The organism is Psychrobacter coccoides, from assembly GCF_017498085.1.
Taxonomy (GTDB): domain Bacteria; phylum Pseudomonadota; class Gammaproteobacteria; order Pseudomonadales; family Moraxellaceae; genus Psychrobacter; species Psychrobacter coccoides.
On record NZ_JAGBKM010000024.1, the window covers coordinates 13,563 to 31,680 of the forward strand.

The 18,118-nt window shown below is 46.3% G+C and carries 18 protein-coding genes; 12 read left to right on the forward strand and 6 right to left on the reverse strand.

Going from position 1 to position 18,118, the window contains the following annotated elements; all coding sequences use genetic code 11:
- Window positions 1-138 precede the first annotated feature (138 nt).
- On the reverse strand, window positions 139-447 hold the full coding sequence (gene secG, locus J3492_RS11440) for a preprotein translocase subunit SecG (protein ID WP_207992184.1): 309 nt from the start codon (window positions 445-447) through the stop codon (window positions 139-141).
- Window positions 448-735: 288 nt separating this feature from the next.
- Entirely contained in the window at window positions 736-1,536 is an 801-nt protein-coding gene (tpiA, locus tag J3492_RS11445; RefSeq protein ID WP_207992185.1) for a triose-phosphate isomerase, read from the reverse strand.
- A gap of 288 nt (window positions 1,537-1,824) precedes the next feature.
- On the opposite strand from tpiA, the gene pilB reads away from it, so the two are divergent.
- The 4 genes from pilB to coaE all read left to right on the forward strand — a co-directional run bounded on the left by pilB (window position 1,825) and on the right by coaE (window position 6,622).
- Window positions 1,825-3,534, forward strand: coding sequence for a type IV-A pilus assembly ATPase PilB (pilB, locus tag J3492_RS11450; protein ID WP_207992186.1), 1,710 nt, complete (start codon window positions 1,825-1,827; stop codon window positions 3,532-3,534).
- Window positions 3,535-3,643: 109 nt separating this feature from the next.
- Window positions 3,644-4,867 carry a type II secretion system F family protein gene (locus J3492_RS11455; RefSeq protein WP_207992187.1) on the forward strand — a complete coding sequence of 408 codons (1,224 nt, stop codon included), beginning with the start codon at window positions 3,644-3,646 and terminating at the stop codon, window positions 4,865-4,867.
- 17 nt (window positions 4,868-4,884) lie between these two features.
- Complete coding sequence (locus J3492_RS11460) at window positions 4,885-5,784, forward strand: prepilin peptidase (protein WP_207992213.1); 900 nt, start codon at window positions 4,885-4,887, stop codon at window positions 5,782-5,784.
- 118 nt (window positions 5,785-5,902) lie between these two features.
- On the forward strand, window positions 5,903-6,622 hold the full coding sequence (gene coaE, locus J3492_RS11465; protein ID WP_207992188.1) for a dephospho-CoA kinase: 720 nt from the start codon (window positions 5,903-5,905) through the stop codon (window positions 6,620-6,622).
- Here the strand turns inward: coaE and rlmB are convergent.
- Entirely contained in the window at window positions 6,585-7,355 is a 771-nt protein-coding gene (gene rlmB, locus J3492_RS11470; RefSeq protein WP_207992189.1) for a 23S rRNA (guanosine(2251)-2'-O)-methyltransferase RlmB, read from the reverse strand. The two genes, coaE and rlmB, sit on opposite strands and share 38 nt — an antisense overlap.
- A 223-nt stretch (window positions 7,356-7,578) precedes the next feature.
- On the reverse strand, window positions 7,579-7,914 hold the full coding sequence (gene ppnP / locus J3492_RS11475; protein WP_207992190.1) for a pyrimidine/purine nucleoside phosphorylase: 336 nt from the start codon (window positions 7,912-7,914) through the stop codon (window positions 7,579-7,581).
- Window positions 7,915-8,433: 519 nt separating this feature from the next.
- Here ppnP and recN point away from each other — a divergent pair.
- The 8 genes from recN (at window position 8,434) to J3492_RS11515 (ending at window position 15,483) form a co-directional block, all read left to right on the forward strand.
- On the forward strand, window positions 8,434-10,113 hold the full coding sequence (gene recN / locus J3492_RS11480) for a DNA repair protein RecN (protein ID WP_207992191.1): 1,680 nt from the start codon (window positions 8,434-8,436) through the stop codon (window positions 10,111-10,113).
- An 83-nt stretch (window positions 10,114-10,196) separates the two neighbouring features.
- Window positions 10,197-10,760 carry a YqgE/AlgH family protein gene (locus J3492_RS11485; protein ID WP_207992192.1) on the forward strand — a complete coding sequence of 188 codons (564 nt, stop codon included), beginning with the start codon at window positions 10,197-10,199 and terminating at the stop codon, window positions 10,758-10,760.
- A gap of 168 nt (window positions 10,761-10,928) precedes the next feature.
- Window positions 10,929-11,438, forward strand: coding sequence for a Holliday junction resolvase RuvX (gene ruvX / locus J3492_RS11490; RefSeq protein ID WP_207992214.1), 510 nt, complete (start codon window positions 10,929-10,931; stop codon window positions 11,436-11,438).
- A 68-nt stretch (window positions 11,439-11,506) separates the two neighbouring features.
- Entirely contained in the window at window positions 11,507-11,998 is a 492-nt protein-coding gene (locus tag J3492_RS11495) for a hypothetical protein (RefSeq protein ID WP_207992193.1), read from the forward strand.
- A 71-nt stretch (window positions 11,999-12,069) separates the two neighbouring features.
- Window positions 12,070-12,396 (forward strand): sulfurtransferase TusA, encoded by a 327-nt coding sequence (tusA, locus tag J3492_RS11500; RefSeq protein ID WP_207992194.1) that lies wholly within the window; start codon window positions 12,070-12,072, stop codon window positions 12,394-12,396.
- 137 nt (window positions 12,397-12,533) lie between these two features.
- Complete coding sequence (locus J3492_RS11505) at window positions 12,534-13,718, forward strand: methyltransferase (protein WP_207992195.1); 1,185 nt, start codon at window positions 12,534-12,536, stop codon at window positions 13,716-13,718.
- Between the two features lie 24 nt (window positions 13,719-13,742).
- Window positions 13,743-14,681: a site-specific tyrosine recombinase XerD gene (gene xerD / locus J3492_RS11510; RefSeq protein WP_207992196.1), complete on the forward strand. Its 939-nt coding sequence runs from the start codon at window positions 13,743-13,745 to the stop codon at window positions 14,679-14,681.
- Window positions 14,682-14,862: 181 nt separating this feature from the next.
- Window positions 14,863-15,483 carry a class I SAM-dependent methyltransferase gene (locus J3492_RS11515; protein ID WP_207992197.1) on the forward strand — a complete coding sequence of 207 codons (621 nt, stop codon included), beginning with the start codon at window positions 14,863-14,865 and terminating at the stop codon, window positions 15,481-15,483.
- 121 nt (window positions 15,484-15,604) lie between these two features.
- On the opposite strand, the gene lptG is transcribed toward J3492_RS11515, so the two are convergent.
- Together lptG and J3492_RS11525 are read right to left on the reverse strand one after the other, a co-directional pair.
- Entirely contained in the window at window positions 15,605-16,819 is a 1,215-nt protein-coding gene (lptG, locus tag J3492_RS11520; RefSeq protein WP_207992198.1) for an LPS export ABC transporter permease LptG, read from the reverse strand.
- Window positions 16,819-18,108: an LPS export ABC transporter permease LptF gene (locus tag J3492_RS11525; protein WP_207992199.1), complete on the reverse strand. Its 1,290-nt coding sequence runs from the start codon at window positions 18,106-18,108 to the stop codon at window positions 16,819-16,821. The genes lptG and J3492_RS11525 overlap by 1 nt, the downstream gene beginning before the upstream one ends.
- Window positions 18,109-18,118: the final 10 nt, after the last annotated feature.

Sequence of the window (18,118 nt, forward strand, 5' to 3'; positions counted from 1 at the left end):
TCAACTGTTCTATGTCATGAGGTAGACAATAGGATTGAATGCAGCATCATAAAAACAGGCGTGTATTGTAAAACTAACCTATTAAAATAGCAAGTATTACTTTAACGCCACACTGACATCAAAGATTTAAACCAAACTCTATTGAGGGTTTTGAGTCAAAGGTCGTGGCGACTGTGGTGCAGATACAGGTGCATCTAAGCGAAACTGATCTTCAGCTTGCTCACGAGCTTTGACAGCAAGCGTCATACTGGTGATAAAAAATATAACTGTCAACACCGCTGTCGCCCGAGTCAAAAAGTTGGCCGTACCTGCTGCACCAAAGACAGTACCAGAAGAGCCAGCACCAAAAGAAGCCCCAGCATCTGCTCCTTTGCCATGCTGTATTAAAATCAAGCCAATCATGGCAATGGCCACGATAATATGCAGGGCTAATATAAACGTAAACATGGAGGCCTCTTTTAACGTATTAATGACGGCTGATAACGAAAATTAGATCTTTAATATTTGGTAGCGAGTCGCACTTGATACTGATAACATCATCTATATCAAGCCATTACCCTAATGACTACTCTAAATAAGGCGCATTGTACACGATTGCAAGGGCACTGTTAAACCCACTTATAGCGATTTATGAGCTCTTTTTAGGGGCTATTTGTCTTTACTGACGATATAAAAAAGTAAGATACGATACCCGACTCTCAACGACTCATAAAACTGTTGAGGTAAGCTGTCACTTTACCCTGACTTTTTGGCTCGGGCAAAAGCGTCAGCTATCGCTAAAAAACTCTCCGCTTTTAATGACGCTCCACCTACCAGTGCGCCATCGATCACAGGACTTGCTGCAAAGCTTTCAGCATTGTCTGCGTTGACGCTACCACCGTATAGTACACGAGTTTGGGTCAGCGCTTCAGAAAAACCAGCCAAGGTTGTCTTTATATAGTCATGGGTGGTACTGACTTCGTCTACCGTCGGCACCTTACCTGTACCAATTGCCCATACTGGCTCATAAGCGATAATCAAGTTATCTGCTATGGTTTTAGCCAGATGAGACGCTTTATCTAATAAATCTTTTACAACAGCCAATTGATCGTTCAGTACCTCAAGGGTTTGTTTATTATCATACTGCTCTTGTGTTTCGCCGACACAGAATATGACCCCTAAGTTTTGAGTAAACGCATGCTTGAGCTTATACATCAGCGCATCATGCGACTCTTGGTGGTATTGACGACGTTCAGAGTGTCCCACGATCGTCCATGAGGCACCCGCATCAGCCACTTGCTGAGCCGAACAGTCACCTGTATAAGCGCCCGTACTATCACTATGAGCGCTAATGTCTTGGGCGGCACATAGGATTGGTGTGTTTTGCAACCGTTGGCCAACCGTGGCAAGATGCACACAACTTGGCGCCACCATTAACTGACAGCTGGTGCGATCACTATCATCAGTGACAGTGGCTAGCAGTGTCTCTAATAAAGCATTGACCTCACTCATCGTCGCTGGATTTTGCTTCCAATTCCCAATTACCCAAGCTTGCATCGCTCATCTACCTTATGTCATTTGTCATTGCCATTGTGGCTATTATGCGCGTCAGTATAACAAATATTTATCCAGTGCTATAGTATAGCGCAACGACCTAGTCGTTAGGGTGTGTCTTCAATGCAATCGATATTACCCTACTGCTATTCATTATTCACTTCATATTCTGCGAGCAAGGAAGCTTTTATGATAGCCATATGTTGGGCACGCTAAACTGTCATGATTCTTGCATGTTATTGGTATAATTATCAATGTGTATTAGTCTAGTTAGTATTGAGGAGAGGGTCGATGTCTACCATGACCAATAAATTCGGCAGCTTATCACAACAGCTTATTCACGCTGGTGTGGTTAACGAAGAAAACATAAAAAAAGCGCAAGCCGAGGCCCTACAACAACAAGTCAGCTTGGTCTCATATTTAGTAGACAATAAAATGGCCAGCGCCTATCAAGTGGCAAAACTACTATCAGAGGCCTTTGGCGATCCTTTGTTTGATATCAATGCACTCAACAACGATCACATTCCAAAAAACCTGGTCGATGAAAAAGTAGTACGAAAGTTCAATGCGCTGCCTATATTCAGACGTGGACAACGAGTGTTTGTGGCGCTAAGTGACCCTACCAGAGTCGATGCGATTGATGCGATTGCCTTTAACTCGCAGTTGGCAGTTGAGACAGTGGTGGTCGAGGAAGATAAGCTCAAAAAGCGTATTGACAGTGTTTATGCTGACAGTATGCAAAACTTCGACAGTTTCTCTGATGGCGACTTTAATGTTGATCTAGAAGATACAGAGGCAGAGGATGGTGAGACCAAACTCAGTGATGGTGTCGATGAAGCGCCTGTAGTGAAATTCGTCAATAAAATGTTAGTTGAAGCCATTCGTATGGGTGCGTCTGACTTACACTTTGAGCCTTACGAAAAATCCTATCGTGTACGCTTTCGGGTCGATGGCGTGATGGAAAAGATGGCCAGTCCACCCATTCAACTTGCCAGCAAAATCGCTGCACGACTCAAAGTGATGTCACAAATGGACATCTCTGAGCGCCGTATCCCGCAAGATGGTCGCATTAAGCTCAAGCTGTCCAAAAATAAAGCCATCGACTTCAGGGTAAACTCCTTACCTACTTTGTTTGGTGAAAAAATAGTCCTGCGTATTTTGGACCCTTCATCAGCGATGCTTGGTATTGACGCTTTGGGCTATGAGCCCGATCAAAAAGAGATGTTTTTAGAGGCGCTTCACAAGCCTCAGGGCATGCTGCTCATCACTGGTCCTACTGGCTCTGGTAAGACGGTTTCTTTATACACAGGTATCAACATACTAAATACTGGCCTCACTAATATTTCTACCGCTGAGGATCCCGTTGAGATCAACCTTGAAGGCATCAACCAAGTCAACGTCAACCCCAAAGTCGGCCTAAACTTTGCAAGTGCCCTAAAGTCCTTTTTGCGTCAAGATCCAGATATTGTCATGGTTGGTGAGATTCGTGACTTAGAGACTGCTGAGATCGCTATTAAGGCGGCTCAAACAGGTCATATGGTGCTCTCTACCTTGCACACCAACTCTGCACCTGAAACCCTTACCCGACTGCGCAATATGGGTGTGGCTTCATTTAATATTGCCACCTCAGTAAACTTGGTTATCGCTCAGCGCTTAGCACGGCGGTTGTGCAATAACTGTAAAACAGCCATCGACATTCCAAGACAAAGCTTACTTGAGCTTGGCTTTACCGATGACGATTTGGACAATCCTGATAATGTCATTTATGAGCCTGTCGGCTGTGATGAATGCCGTGAGGGCTACAAGGGCCGTGTGGGTATTTATGAAGTGATGAAGGTCAGCCCAGATATTTCTCGTATCATCATGGAAGATGGTAATGCCATCGATATTAAAGATGCGGCGCTAAAAAACGGCTTTCGTGATTTACGGCGTTCAGGTATCTTAAAAGTATTACAAGGGGTGACCAGTATTCAAGAAATGATGCGAGTGACTTCTGAATAGCTTTTTAAAACATCACATCTGATGGCTTAGCAATAACAATCAACACAGCAAAAACTATCGTACTGCGCTGATAAGCACATAAAGACTGGCAAAACTTGAGGGTAGGAAAATGGCACAAGCTAAGACCGATGCATTACTAGACTTTGTTTATGATGGAGTCAATCGACGTGGGCAAAAAGTCAAAGGTGAAACAACTAGCCGTAACTTAGAGCTGGCGAAGGCGACGTTGCGTAAACAAGGTATCACGGTCAAAAGTATTAAGAAAAAACCCAAGCCTTTATTTACTTTCAAGAAATCCATCAAGCCGATGGACATTGCCATATTTTCACGGCAACTGGCGACCATGATGAAAGCTGGTGTTCCTTTAACTCAGTCGTTTGAAATCGTGGCTGACTCATTAGACAACCCCAGCATGAAAGAATTGGTATTAGAGATAAAGGGCGACATCGAAGCAGGGGGTACTTTTGCCTCTGCACTGCGAAAACACCCCCGTTACTTTGATGATCTTTTTTGCTCCCTTGTTGACTCTGGTGAGCAAGCGGGTGCGCTTGAGACGATGCTAGAGCGAGTGGCCACTTATAAAGAAAAAAGTGAGCTACTCAAAGCCAAGATTAAAAAAGCCATGAAATACCCCATTGCTGTCATTGTCGTGGCCATCATTGTGACAGTTATTCTGTTGATTAAAGTGGTTCCTGTGTTTGCAGATTTGTTTGAATCTTTCGGCTCAGAGCTGCCTGCGTTTACTCAGATGGTTGTCGGTATGTCAGAGTGGATGCAATCATGGTGGTTTGTATTGATCATCACTATTGGTGCGGCTGTCATTGGTTTTTCTGAAGCCAAAAAACGCTCAAAAAAGTTTCGTGACTTTTTAGATCGTGCGGTATTAAAGGCGCCTATATTTGGCAATATCGCTTATCAAGCAGTGATTGCTCGCTTTGCCCGTACACTATCCACTACCTTTGCTGCAGGGGTGCCACTAATCGATGCTTTAGACTCTACTGCAGGGGCGACCAATAACGTGGTGTTTTATAACGCCACTCAGCAAATAAAAAATGACGTGTCTACTGGTCAGCAGTTGCAGTTTTCTATGCGCTCAACCAACCTGTTTCCTAGTATGGCCATTCAAATGGTTGGTATTGGTGAAGAGTCTGGTAGCTTGGAAGAAATGCTGGATAAAGTTGCGGTCTATTATGAAAACGAAGTAGACAATGCGGTTGATGGCTTAACCAGCTTGATGGAGCCGCTGATCATGTCAGTACTTGGGGTACTGGTCGGTGGCTTAGTCATTGCCATGTATTTACCAATCTTCCAAATGGGCTCAGTAGTAGGCTAAGAAAGGACCGCAACTTGATACAATTTATAGAGTTATTACAAGGCAATCTGTCCTTGACACTGGTGCTGTTTGCACTACTTGGTCTTTGTGTAGGCAGTTTTTTGAATGTGGTGATTCATCGCATACCACTGATGATGGTCGCAGAGTGGCGCCAAGAGTGTAGCCACTTTATGTCACAGCAGGCAGATATGCCAAATCAGCATACCTCAGCGCTTATGCAAATCGTCGCTGCTGATACGCCTATAAGCTTAAGTATGCCCGCTTCGAGTTGTCCACACTGCACTCATAAAATCAGGTGGTATGAAAACATACCCTTGATAAGTTGGCTGATACTACGTGGACGCTGCTCAGACTGCAAAACACCAATTAGTATCCGTTATCCTATCGTAGAGCTTGTCACTGCCCTCCTGTCTGCGTTGGTCGTTTATCAGTTCGGAGTGACGACTGCAGGGATGGCTGCGCTCGTATTAGTATGGACACTGATTGCCCTAACTGGGATTGACTTTGATACTCAGCTGCTGCCTGATCGCTTAACCTTTCCGCTTGCAGGCTTAGGGCTGGCAGTCAATTCACAAAGCTGGTTTGTCTCACCTACCCAGTCAATTTGGGGTTTACTATTAGGCTTTTTATCCCTGTGGGTGGTGGTTAAAATGTTTTATCTGCTGACTAAAAAGCACGGCATGGGTCAAGGTGACTTTAAGTTATTGGCAGTGATGGGCGCTTGGCTAGGCCCGTTGATGCTACCGCTGATCATTCTTTTGTCTTCTTTATTAGGCTCCATCGTCGGTCTTATTTTGATGAAAAAACAAGGGGAAAGTCAGCCTTTTGCATTTGGCCCCTATATCGCCATCGCAGGTATCATCGCCCTATTATATGGCTCAGACATCGTTAACTGGTATTTGGCGATGTACGCTTAAAGTACGCCCTAACGACTGGCGCTTATATAATAAGCGCTTTATCAAGCGTTTGGTTAGTGATACATTATAGCTAGGTATGCTACCCCTCCTTACTTTATCAGCTTAATAAGTCACTATTATGTCAATAAACAACGCATCAACAGACTCTGGTTTAGACTCTCAGTCTGCCCTTAATAATAACCGTCCACAAACCATTAATACCAGCAAAAGCAAACGGCTGGTGGTGGGTTTGACAGGTGGCATTGGTAGTGGCAAATCTGCTGCCAGTGATTGGTTTGCAGAGCAAGGGATAGACATCATTGATGCAGATGTGATCGCACATACTGTGGTCGCTAAAGGTAGCCCTACCCTACGTAAGATTCAGAAAAAGCTTGGGGACTGGGTGGTGGATGCAGAAGGCCATATGGACCGTGCTGCGGTACGTACGCATGTGTTTGCAAATCCAGCGGCGCTGATCAAGCTTGAAGAGATTACCCATCCTGCTATCCGTGAAGCGGCAAAGTCTCAGCTAAAAGCAAGCACCTCACCTTATGTGATTTTATCTGCACCGCTATTAATTGAAGCAGCCGAAGCAGGTCTTGCCAACCTATGTCAACGCATCTTAGTCATCGATGTCAGTGAGGATACCCAGCTGGCACGCGCCAGTCTACGTGACGAGCAAAGCATGATCAAAATAAAAGCCATTATGGCCAATCAGCTTGATCGTGAGGAGCGTAATCGTCATGCTGATGATATCGTGGTAAACAATGCAGACCTAGCTGCGTTATACCAGCAACTAGAGCCCTTACATCAAAACTACCTTACGCTTGCCCAGCAGTTGAAGTACGCTGTCGATTGACCTCATAAAGTGCCATACCTGTAGCCACGCTCACATTCAAACTTTGCAGATGTCCATGATCGTTGCCTGACATAGGGATATATACCAGCTCGTCACAACTCTCGGCAGTCAGACGGCGCATGCCTTCTCCTTCTGAGCCCATGATTAAAGCGCTCTTACCTGTCATATCTACAGTATGGATAGGCTTAGCATCTGCATTTAATGCCGTTCCAAATACAAAGACGCCCGCTTGCTTAATGTGGGATAAGGTTCGAGCCAAGTTGGTTACACTAATGACCGGCATCATCTCTGCAGCGCCCACAGAAACCTTGGCAACTGTTGGCGTCAGACTGGCGGCATGATGCTTCGGACAAACCACGGCATCCACACCCATCGCTACAGCGGTACGTAGACACGCACCAAAATTGTGTGCATCTGTAATCTGATCGAGTACCAATAATAAGCAGCGCTCGTTTGCAACGAGGGTATCTAGCAAGCTTTCGTTAGTGAAGCTGAGTGGGCGAGCATGCAGTACGACGCCTTGATGCTGCGGGCTACCACACAATTGCGTGAGCTTGTCTTTTTGAGTGGGTTGCACACTGACGCCATTTGCTTGGGCAGCACTGATAATGTCTTGAACATGGCTGTCGCTCTCGCGGCCTTGCTGTACAAATAGGCTCAGTGCATCTAGTGGACGATGGGTAAGTAAGGCTTCAATCGCATGAATGCCATAAAAATAGCTGGGTTTTGCCATAGTAGATCAACCTAATAAAAAGTCCAAATAAGAGAACTTTAATAAAAAAGAAACAAATAAAATCTATAGGATATTATTTGTTTCTTGATTGTAGTGTAACCAGTTGCCTTGTTTTGAGCGTTATCGTTAGTGTCTAATATCAAGGTACTCTAAATATCAACGTACTCTAATCAAAACATCTTTTGCTCAATACAGACCTGTTTATGAGATACTCAAACTGGCCTTAGCCTTCTAGGTGGCAAACATATTGCACAATCTCATCCGTACGTAGATTGAAGCTACTATTGCCTTGCACCACGAAAGACTGACCTGCCCGATAATAGCTAAACTCTTCATCACCATTAATCTTCACTTCACACTCCCCGCTAATGATCTCGATACGCTCAGAGGTATTGGTGCTGAACTGATACTGCTCGATGGTATTGTCGCAGGGTAGAATAACGCCTAAAGTCTTGTGCCGCCCATCCTCAAACATAATGGTATGGCTAGAACAGCGACCATCATAAGATATTGTGGCCTGAGCATTGACTGTCACATTGGTAAACTGTGCCGCTGACATAGTGGCTTCCTTATCAAATAATTATTGCTAAACTAAAAAATAAGACGACTATTTTAGGCTGATAAAGCTTGCTGCTGTACACGTCTGTGACGCATTAAACCCGCTTATCCTTATCATTAAAGCAATGGCTTCTTAATAGATTGCTTCTTGGGTATTTAGCACGACACCAACACCTAAAATATTGATTTTACTGCCTAATCTTATGGTAAAATCTCAACATTCTCGAACTAAACCATGGTTTTTGGCGTGGACATATGTATGCTGTGTCGCCAGATATGGTGATTAGGTAAGATTATGCTACCACATTATATCTATAAAGTTTGTTACAGCAGAGCAGTAAATGATGAGTAATATGTCGCATAAAAGTACCAAAAAATAGATTATTATATCGTGCCTTATGGGACTGCTTTGGGCACAAATAGACTTTTTAAAGATAAAATTTATAGCGGGTCAGTTTTGATACTATATACTGACTGCTAGTCTGTATACAATATTAACCGTCTACCACGAGAGGCCTTGATGCTGTTATCACTAACCTTATATCAGTTCGCACTCATCGATGAGCATGAGCTGAGTTTTGCTGAAGGCTTTAATGTCATTACTGGTGAAACAGGTGCTGGCAAGTCGTTACTGCTCGATGCGATGGCGTTATGTGCTGGCGCACGGGCAGACAGTGCGATGGTCAGGCATGGGGCAGCGCACGCTGATATTTATGCACAGTTTGATGTGGCGGACAACCCTATAGTGGCAGAATGGTTTGCTTCTCATGAGCGCTCTTTAGAGGAGCCAGAGGTGCTGATTCGTCGACAGCTGAGCAGTACTGGCCGCTCAAAAGCATGGTTAAATGGGACGCCTATAAGCTTAGCAGAATTAAAAAGCTTAGGGGCACTGCTCGTCAACATTCATAGTCAACACGCCCAGCAAGCACTTCTTAAGCCTCAATTCGTGGTTGGGTGGCTTGATGAGATGGCGAAGCTGACCCCACTGGCAGCTCAGACAGCCAGTAGCTACCAACACTATCAGCAGCTAAAGCGCCAAGCCGATGAGATTATCAGCCGAGAAGCGCAGCGCCAAGACCGTATCGAGCTGCTCCAAAACCAGCTGGCAGATATCGAGCCCTTACTGGCTGTCGACTATACAGAAGTCGAAGCTGAGCATGAGGAGCTGTCCAATATTGAAGCTTTAATGATAGAGGCCAGTCGCAGTCTACACTTGTTGGACAGTGATACTGATGAGCCCGATGTCATGACCTTGCTTGGTCAAGCCATCAAACTGTGCGACCATCAAATCGATGTCAGTCAAACCTTTCATCAAGCCTCAGAGCAACTGCATCTGGCGCAGCAGCAAATCACAGAAGTGACCGTGCTATTAGCAGACTATGCCGAGCAGCAGTTGCCTGACCCTGAGCGCTTGCAAGAGTTAGACAATCTTATCAGCCTCGGTCATCGTCTCTCACGCAAGCATGGCTTGCCAGCAAATGATTTGATAGCAGAAGCCAATGTCTGGCAACAGCAACTAGAAGAGCTAGAAAATGAGCCTAGCAGTGACGCTTTAGCGGCCCAAATTGAGGAGGCGTGGCAAACGTACCTTGAGTTGGCAACGGCGCTAAACGACCAACGCCAAAAGGCCGCCCCGGCGATTAGTCAACAGCTGATTGAGCAGCTACAGCCACTTGCCCTCCCCAATGCTCGCTGTGAGTTTGTTTTTACCAAAAAATCAGACCCAAGCCTCTATAATGCTCAAGGCTGTTTTGATATAGATCTGCTGTTTAGTGCGAACGTCGGCATGCCGATGCAACCGTTACATAAAATCGCTTCAGGGGGCGAACTATCAAGGATGGCTTTGGTCATGCAAGTGCTACAAGTGACCAATAGCGATAACAATGCCGCTAAGCCAATGTTGGTCTTTGATGAGGTCGATGTCGGTATCAGTGGCGGTACTGCGCAAGTGGTCGGTGAGCTGTTACGCACGCTAGGACAGACTCAACAGCTATTAGCCATCACCCATCAAGCACAGGTCGCAGCGCAAGCGCATCAACATATTTTGGTACAAAAGCATCACGACCAGCAAACCCAAAGCGAACTGATTGTGTTGGTTGATGATGCGCAGGTCAACGAGCTGGCACGTATGTCAGGTGGTGTGACCATCACTGATGTGACCCGTGACCATGCACGCAGTCTACTGAGCGATATCAAATAGCCACCCTACCCAACCTCGGTTGATTTTGTGTAGATAATCACCATATAGTAGGGTCCCATCTTCTTTAAACTGTATCTGTATCTATGTCTAACGCTAATTTGACCCATCACTTCTTGATTGCAACGCCGCAGCTGCCAGACCCACGGTTTGAGCAGGCGCTGATCTATATCTGCCGCCATGACAAGCAAGGCGCACTGGGGCTTATGGTAAATCGTCCCCTTGAGCAATCACGTGTTGGCAAACTACTAGAAGACTTAAGTATTGAGGTGACTGACCCGCAAGTGATGGAAGATCTGGCGCTACAGGGTGGCCCGGTGTATCCTGAGGTTGGCTTTGTGCTCCATACTGGCCAGCCTGAATGGGCGTCTTCGTTTGCGATATCAGAAAATGTCTGTATCACCACCAGTCAAGATATTCTCAAGCGTATCGCTGCCGGTCAAGGTGTGGGACATTATCATCTGTGTTTAGGCCATGCCAGCTGGGGCAAAGAGCAGCTCGAACGGGAGCTGGCTAACGGTGATTGGTTGGTGTGTCCAGCTGATCTGAACTTATTATTTGATACGCCATTTGCAGAGCGTTGGCAGTCCGCTGCAGACAAGATAGGCGTCAACTTTGACTATTTAAGCAGTGATATTGGTCACGCCTGACAATGCCTTTGACCGTATAAAACCCACTGCTTTTGCTAAAACTCAATCCACCACATCATATTTAGCATTATTGGCTCAATGACTCATCGCCGCAATGACTAAAGGGAAGCCGTTATTATGGTCGACAATACTGGCAGCACAGACACTAAGACAGCTACAGAGACGGACATGTCCGCTGAGCATGCAACGAATACTTGTCAAACCGATCCAACCCCAAAAGAGCATTTGATTTTGGCATTAGATTACGGTGTCAAAAAAATGGGGATGGCGCTTGGCAACACCATTACTGAGACGGCTCGTGCTTTTGATATTTTGGCAATGGATAATGGGCAACCGGATTGGGATAATCTGTTAGGCATCATAAGAATATGGGGCGTCACCCAAGTGTTGGTTGGGCTACCGCTGAATATGGATGGCAGTAGCTCTATGTTGTCCAAACGTGCTCATAAGTTTGCACGCCGGCTAGCGCATCGACTAATGGAGCGACACTTACCCGTGAAAGTAAAATTATGTGACGAGCGCCTGACCTCTGTGGCAGCTCGTGAGTTGGCATGGGAGCAAGGCTGGATTCAAGATCCTCGTGACCCCATTGACGACATCTCTGCCTGCATACTGCTGTCTACCTACTTCTCTGACCCAAATAGTGCCATCGCCATTAGTGCCATCAAAGCTGAATAAGTAAGCTTGTGGCTCACAGTATTTTATTACCACCGCACCATCACCCACTGATAGAACGACTGACTGTTATGACCAATGCTTCAGAACGCCCTTTGCACAGCAAATCGCAATATGGCTTTGCGCCGCTTGCTATTGCTCGTATCAAAGGCGCACAGCGTGCCAATCAAGTAGCAATCTATCTTATATATGCCGCTATCATCGCTTTTATCGTTTTTGGTACTGTCGCTAGCATCAAAGCATTTCATGATAATCAGCTGCTGTATCAATTGTTTTATAACTTACCTTACGCTTTGATCGCACTCACCATTCCCATCAGCCTTTATAATGCCTTTATCATCTATCGTTATCGCTTAAATCAGTCCTCGATGGTGGTTATGACTGTGGGCGTCTCAGCCATTGTCCTTATTGGTGGGTTGTTATTTGCTGATACGGCTTGGCTGGGATTGGCTTGCTGGGTAGGTGTGGCTTTTTTGTTTAAAGTGAGTTTTAAGCGCTTTTTTAATTTTTTGGCCGCAAAGCAAGAGGACGATAGTGTCGAGGCGACCACTAAAAGGTCATAAAGCATGTTAGATCCGCTTATCCGCCTTGAGTAATACACCACTTTAACTTATTTAATCGACTTAACAAGACTATGACTACTTCTATATCTGACTCCAGCATACAGCACCATCTAGACACTCAAGGACTGATTTGTCCTGAGCCTGTGATGATGCTGCATCGTATGATTCGTCGTGCTGATGCAGGTGATGTGATCGAAATCCTTGCCACCGATCCTGCGACCACTCGTGATATTCCTAATTTTTGTCGCCATTTGGGGCACACGCTTGTCCATCAAGAGACACTGGCTGAAAATGTGAGCATCGATGTTGATCCCGACGAGATCACTGTTGCAGACGATGATGAGCTGCCTACGAGCGCTACCCTGTATCGGTATGTGGTCAAGAAAAAAGACGTTTAGGGCCTCCTTAGGACCTCAACGCTTGAATAAGACAGCGTACACTCATTAGATAACGAGTATGGTCGCCACCCTGTCTGGGTGTGATAGCATTTTTTATGTTCAACTGACTGTATCTCATCGGCAAAAAGGTAAACCTCGTGTTAGCAGCCAAAAAACAGTACGTAGAATGGTATGAAAACGACAGCTTGCACCAAACTCGTTGGTTGTCTGAGAGTGGTCATAAACCGCCCACTCGCATCGTTTTGGTCGACGATACCACAACGGCAGATGAGGCCTATCGTCTAGCTTGTGCAGGTACGTCGATGCTGTGGCGAGGTGACTTTCACAATGGGCGGCAATTACTACAAGCCCTCAATCGGCGTATCGACCGTGCTGAAGCGCGGGCCAAGCTGCGTCAAGAAAAAAAAGCAGCCAACAAATCTAATATTAAGCCAGACAATCAAGCGCTACCAAATCTATTTCATCAGCAGCGCCAAATGACCGCCCAGCGCTCACGTCTATTAAGCCGTTTATTATTGGAGCTGGATGCTGACTATAGCAGCCAGCTGCGCCGTGCCCCTGAGGTCAGTACGGCTTGTGTGGCAGCTTTTGGCTCATTGAATGAGCCTTGTCTGCTGTCATTTCGTGACCTACAAGGAGCGTTAGGGGCAGCAGGATGGCGAGAAAAAGGCGTACCGATTACAGGCTTAGAGCTATCCATTTATCCGCATTATGGTGTTTTTGCACCGACTCGTCATGAGTATGTGCAACTGCTACTCGATGCACCGTTGCCTGAAGCTTGTGATGTCGCCTATGATATCGGTACGGGCACGGGCTTATTGGCTATTGTCTTAGCCAAACGTGGCGTGCAGCAAATCATTGCTACAGATGTAAATCCTCGTGCTTTGGCTTGTGCCAGCGACAACCTGACCCAGCAACAGCTTACTAACGTGCAGTTACAGCAAGCGGATTTGTTTCCGAAAAATGCACCGCCTGCAGATCTCATTGTCTGTAATCCACCTTGGCTCCCCACCAAACCAAGCTCGCCACTTGAGTACGCTGTCTATGATTATAACAGCCTCATGCTGCGTGGTTTTTTGCAGGGGGTGAAGGCACATTTAAGCGAACAAGGAGAGGTCTGGCTGATCTTGTCAGATTTGGCAGAGCACCTACAACTGCGTACTCGTGATGAGTTATTAGGCTGGTTTGCGGATAACGATTTAGCAGTGAAATACCGTCTCGATACCAAACCTAAGCACGGTCGCAGCCAAGACCATACTGATCCCTTGTATGCTGCTCGCAGTGCGGAAATCACCTCGCTGTGGTGTTTGCAACCTGCCTAATATATAACCGCTGAGTACCTAATTATGAGCCGTGACCGTGCCCTACAGCAGCGAGAGCCAAAAGCACTCGCCGTCGATGACGAACCCGCTTATATGACTGAATTTCGTCAAGCGATGCTGGCACGAGGTCTGGCGACACGTACACGCAATGCTTATATTCGTGATCTGCGTACTTGTGAGCTGACCAGCAAAGCCCCTTTGACCAAATGGCAAGACGATGACGTGCTGCACTGTCTCTCAAGTCTTGCCGCCGACAATAAAACGCCACGCACCCAAGCACGTATGCTATCAAGCTTGCGCCAATTCTACTTATGGATGGTCGCCAGTAACTTACGTGAAGACAACCCTTGCGAGCGTATCAAAACGCCTAAGCTTGGTCGTCCTTTGCCAAAGGACTTAAGCGAAGCAGACATCGACAACCTACTCGCCGCACCGGATACCAGTACAGCGCTTGGTCTAAGAGACAAAGCCATGCTTGAAGTGCTCTATGCTTGCGGTTTACGTGTTAGTGAGCTTATCAATTTAGCGCTTGAGCAGGTCAATCTGAATTCAGGCTGGCTGCAAATTACGGGTAAAGGCAACAAAACCCGTCTTGTGCCACTGGGTGAGTATGCAGCAGATGCATTAGAGGACTATCTGACGCATGGTCGTAGTGATCTGATTGCGCACCTTAAATCAGGTAACTGCCAAGCGGTGTTTTTGACAGCACAAGGCGGTTATATGACGCGGCAAAACTTTTGGTATTTAATCAAAAAATACGCCAAAGTCGCCAGTATCGATAAAGAGCTATCTCCGCATACTCTACGCCATGCCTTTGCCACGCATCTGCTAAACCATGGCGCCGATCTTCGTAGCGTGCAGTTACTGCTTGGGCATAGCGATTTGTCCACCACGCAGATTTATACCCATGTGGCGACAGCGAGATTACAAAAGCTGCATGCCGAACATCATCCGCGGGGGTGAGATTCTTATCTGATAATACTAGGGCGTGTCCTCAAGTATCAAAACGAGGACACGTCCTAGATTCGTCAAACAACCCCCACACGCCTTTTATGGCTGTAGAGTGCTGCAAACCTACCCTTTTGTCGTTACAATAGCTGTCATAACTTATTAACCTTCTACTCATCCAATATCCGAGAACTCCATGAGCCACTCTACAAATCATCGTCCCCCTGCTGATTTACTTAAAAACGCTGAACATTGGCGTGAAGACATTCATTTTCGTCAAGACGTACTGGGCAAGCCGTTTGACTTTACCACCACCTGGGGGATTTTTTCACCGCAAAAGCTCGATGAGGGTAGCCTGATGCTACTCGATTATGTGGATTTTCAAGCGGACGATGATTCGATAGATCTGGGCTGCGGCTATGGCGTGCTGGGTATGACTGCAGCTCGTGAATGTCCAGACGGTCAGCATACCCTAATTGATAAAGATTTCATGGCTGTAGAATATGCACGCCGTAATTGTGCGCAAAACGGTCTCAAAAACGTCGACGTGCATTTATCCAATGGCTTCAATCATGTGGCAGCGGATAAAGACTTTAGCCTTGTGATGTCAAACCTACCTGCCAAAGTCGGTAAAGAGCAGCATTATCTATACTTCCTCGATGCTTATGCGCGCATGCGTCAAGGTGGGCGGTTTTATGTGGTGACTATTAATGGCTTGCGTCAGTTTATGAAACGCTCTTTTATTGAGGTGTTTGGCAATAGCGAGAAGGTCAAACAAGGCAAAACCTATACCATTACCATGGCGATTAAAGAATAAGCATGAAAGTTGCACAAAAAATCCCGCCAACATGTTGATGTGTTAGCGGGATTTTTTTTATTCTCTTGCTTGATCTTATAGTCAATTCGATATAAAAAATACCGTAAGATGAGAAGTTGTCTTACATCTGCCGTTTTATCAGATAAAAACCCAATGCAGCACTACCAAGTATCGGTAATAACACCATCAAGAGTGGCGAAAACCCTGTAGCAAGCGAGACAAAGCCGACCAAATCCTGAATATAACTGAATAATAAACCAAACAACAATGCCACTACGATACGTAGGCCCAAGCTATGCGTACGCAGTGAGCCGAAGACAAATGAGCAAGCGACGATCACCAGTGACAAAATCGACAGCGGTGATAGTAGCTTTTGCCAAAATGATAGCTCATGCTCTAACGAGCGATTGTTTTGTCCTTGCATCAGTTGTCGATGATCATACAGCTGAGTCAAAGATAAGTCCTCTGCTTTTCGGGTCAATAAATATACCGATTCAGGTGCAAAAGGCAGGGTTAGCGTGTCAGATGCGCTTTTGGTTTGACTGCTCTCAAACCCTTGGTTGATCGTCAACTCAGTCATATCATTTAGCTGCCAGACATAGCGATATTGCTGTCTTGTCTCAGTGCTGGCAGTAGACGGCACTGCAATACGCTCGCTATAGCGCCCTCCTGCCGCATGAATGGCGGTTTGTAGTCTACCCTCATCATCCAAATACCAGCGTTTGACCTCACCAATATTGCCCTCAACATCAGCATAGTCAATATACAAGACGTCACTACCATCAGACTGAGTAGCGCCATCGGTCCCACTGCTGAAGCGTGGCTGCACGGTCCAATAACCACGTACAGATGTGACCAGTGAGCGGCTATCTTCGCTATTAATTTCTTTTGCCAACTGGTTAGAGTGAGGCAATACAAACTGATTGATTCCTAAGGCGAGCAGCACAAAAATAAAAGCAGGCTGCAGTACCCAACCGACGATGCGATAGACACTCACGCCAGCGGCGCGCATGACCACCAGCTCGCTTTTATTGGCAAGCAACCCTAAGCCGACGACAGCGCCTAATAACGCCCCTGTCGGGATAAATTGCTCCAAAAAATAAGGCGAGCGGTAAAAAATATACTTAATGGCGTCAGCCATGGTGTAGCTGTCAGTTAGGTCCTCAAGCTCTGATAAATAGGTGAACAGCATCTGCAGCGCCCATAGCCCGACCACGGCTGCGATGATAGCTAGAAGAGCATTGGTTTTGACATAACGGCTCAGTACTTTTAGGTTGCCTGAACGTTTTGGCACAGAGTGACGCTGAGTGGAGGTCACTTTAGGCAGCGAGCGCATTATAGCTTCCCTCCAGATGCACCGTGGTCTGTCGACGCCAACGCTTTGTCTTGGATACGCACACGTACTCGGTGCTGCATACGACTACCCCAGTTCATATAAAGCGCCAATGCCATAAAACCTAATATCAGCCATGCATACGCCCAAACACTGACGCTGCCTTTGCTCACCGCATTCTTAAGAGAAATGATGCCCAAAGCACAGCTGACAAACAATAAAATGGAAGGAAACAGGCGTAGCCAGCGACCTTGACGTGGCCGCACTTGTGCCAATGGTACTGCGAGCATGGGGGCAATAATCATCAGCCAAGGCAGCGCAAAACGATAGCCTATCTCGCCTTGTGCAGCTCGTAGTGTATCGATACTGACATCTTGCCCGCCACCACTCGCAATTTGCCACAACGGGCCTATCTTTTGGGTTTCGATATTGTCTTCAGTGACGACCTCTTTAGAAGATTCAGTCAAAGTAATACGGTAACGCTCAAACCCTACCTGATTATACTTCAGGCTCCCTGCCCCCACCTCATAACGCCGACCTTGAAACAAATCCAACTGGGTCACACCGCTATTGCCTGTATCCACTTGTTCGGCACGTTTGGCGAGCGTGATGGTGTCTTTACTGATATCGTGACTCACGAGCGTATCTGGTAGCTCTGGAATATCTAACTGTTCAGCAGCCTCAGGGTCAATGGTGTTTTGCACATCAACGGCATGACTTTTATCCATATCATTTGTAGGCGGCGCATGATTGGCTTTCTTGCCTTTTTTGGCAGGTTCAGTTTGAATGAGTACCACATCTTGTAGTTGTTTTTTATCATCACTGAGACTGCCAACATACAGATGATAGTTGCCACTACTGATAAACGCTTTGGGACGAATCAAATCAAAGGCACTGGTCAAGGCCTGTTGCTGCCAGACTGAATCTGAAGCACGTACGCCCCAAGGCTTTCCCACTATTGATAAGGCGGCTTCACCGACAAACAAGGCGAGTATCAAGGGTGTCATTAGCCGTGCCAGCTTACCACGTGACACCCCACTGGCATTGATAACTGCCATTTCTTGATCGACATAAAGACGTCCAAACACCAACATGAGCGCAATAAAAAATGACAGTGGTAAAATAAGCTCTAAAAAATAAGGCAAATTATAGCCAATAATGGTAAATAGCAAACTGATATCTAGGTTGCCCTCAGCGGCTATGCCAAAGTAACGTATCAGACGGCCGCCAAGCATCATCACCACCAAAAACCCCAATACCAAAGCAGTGGTCGAGGCAACTTGACGAGTCATGTAGCGGCGT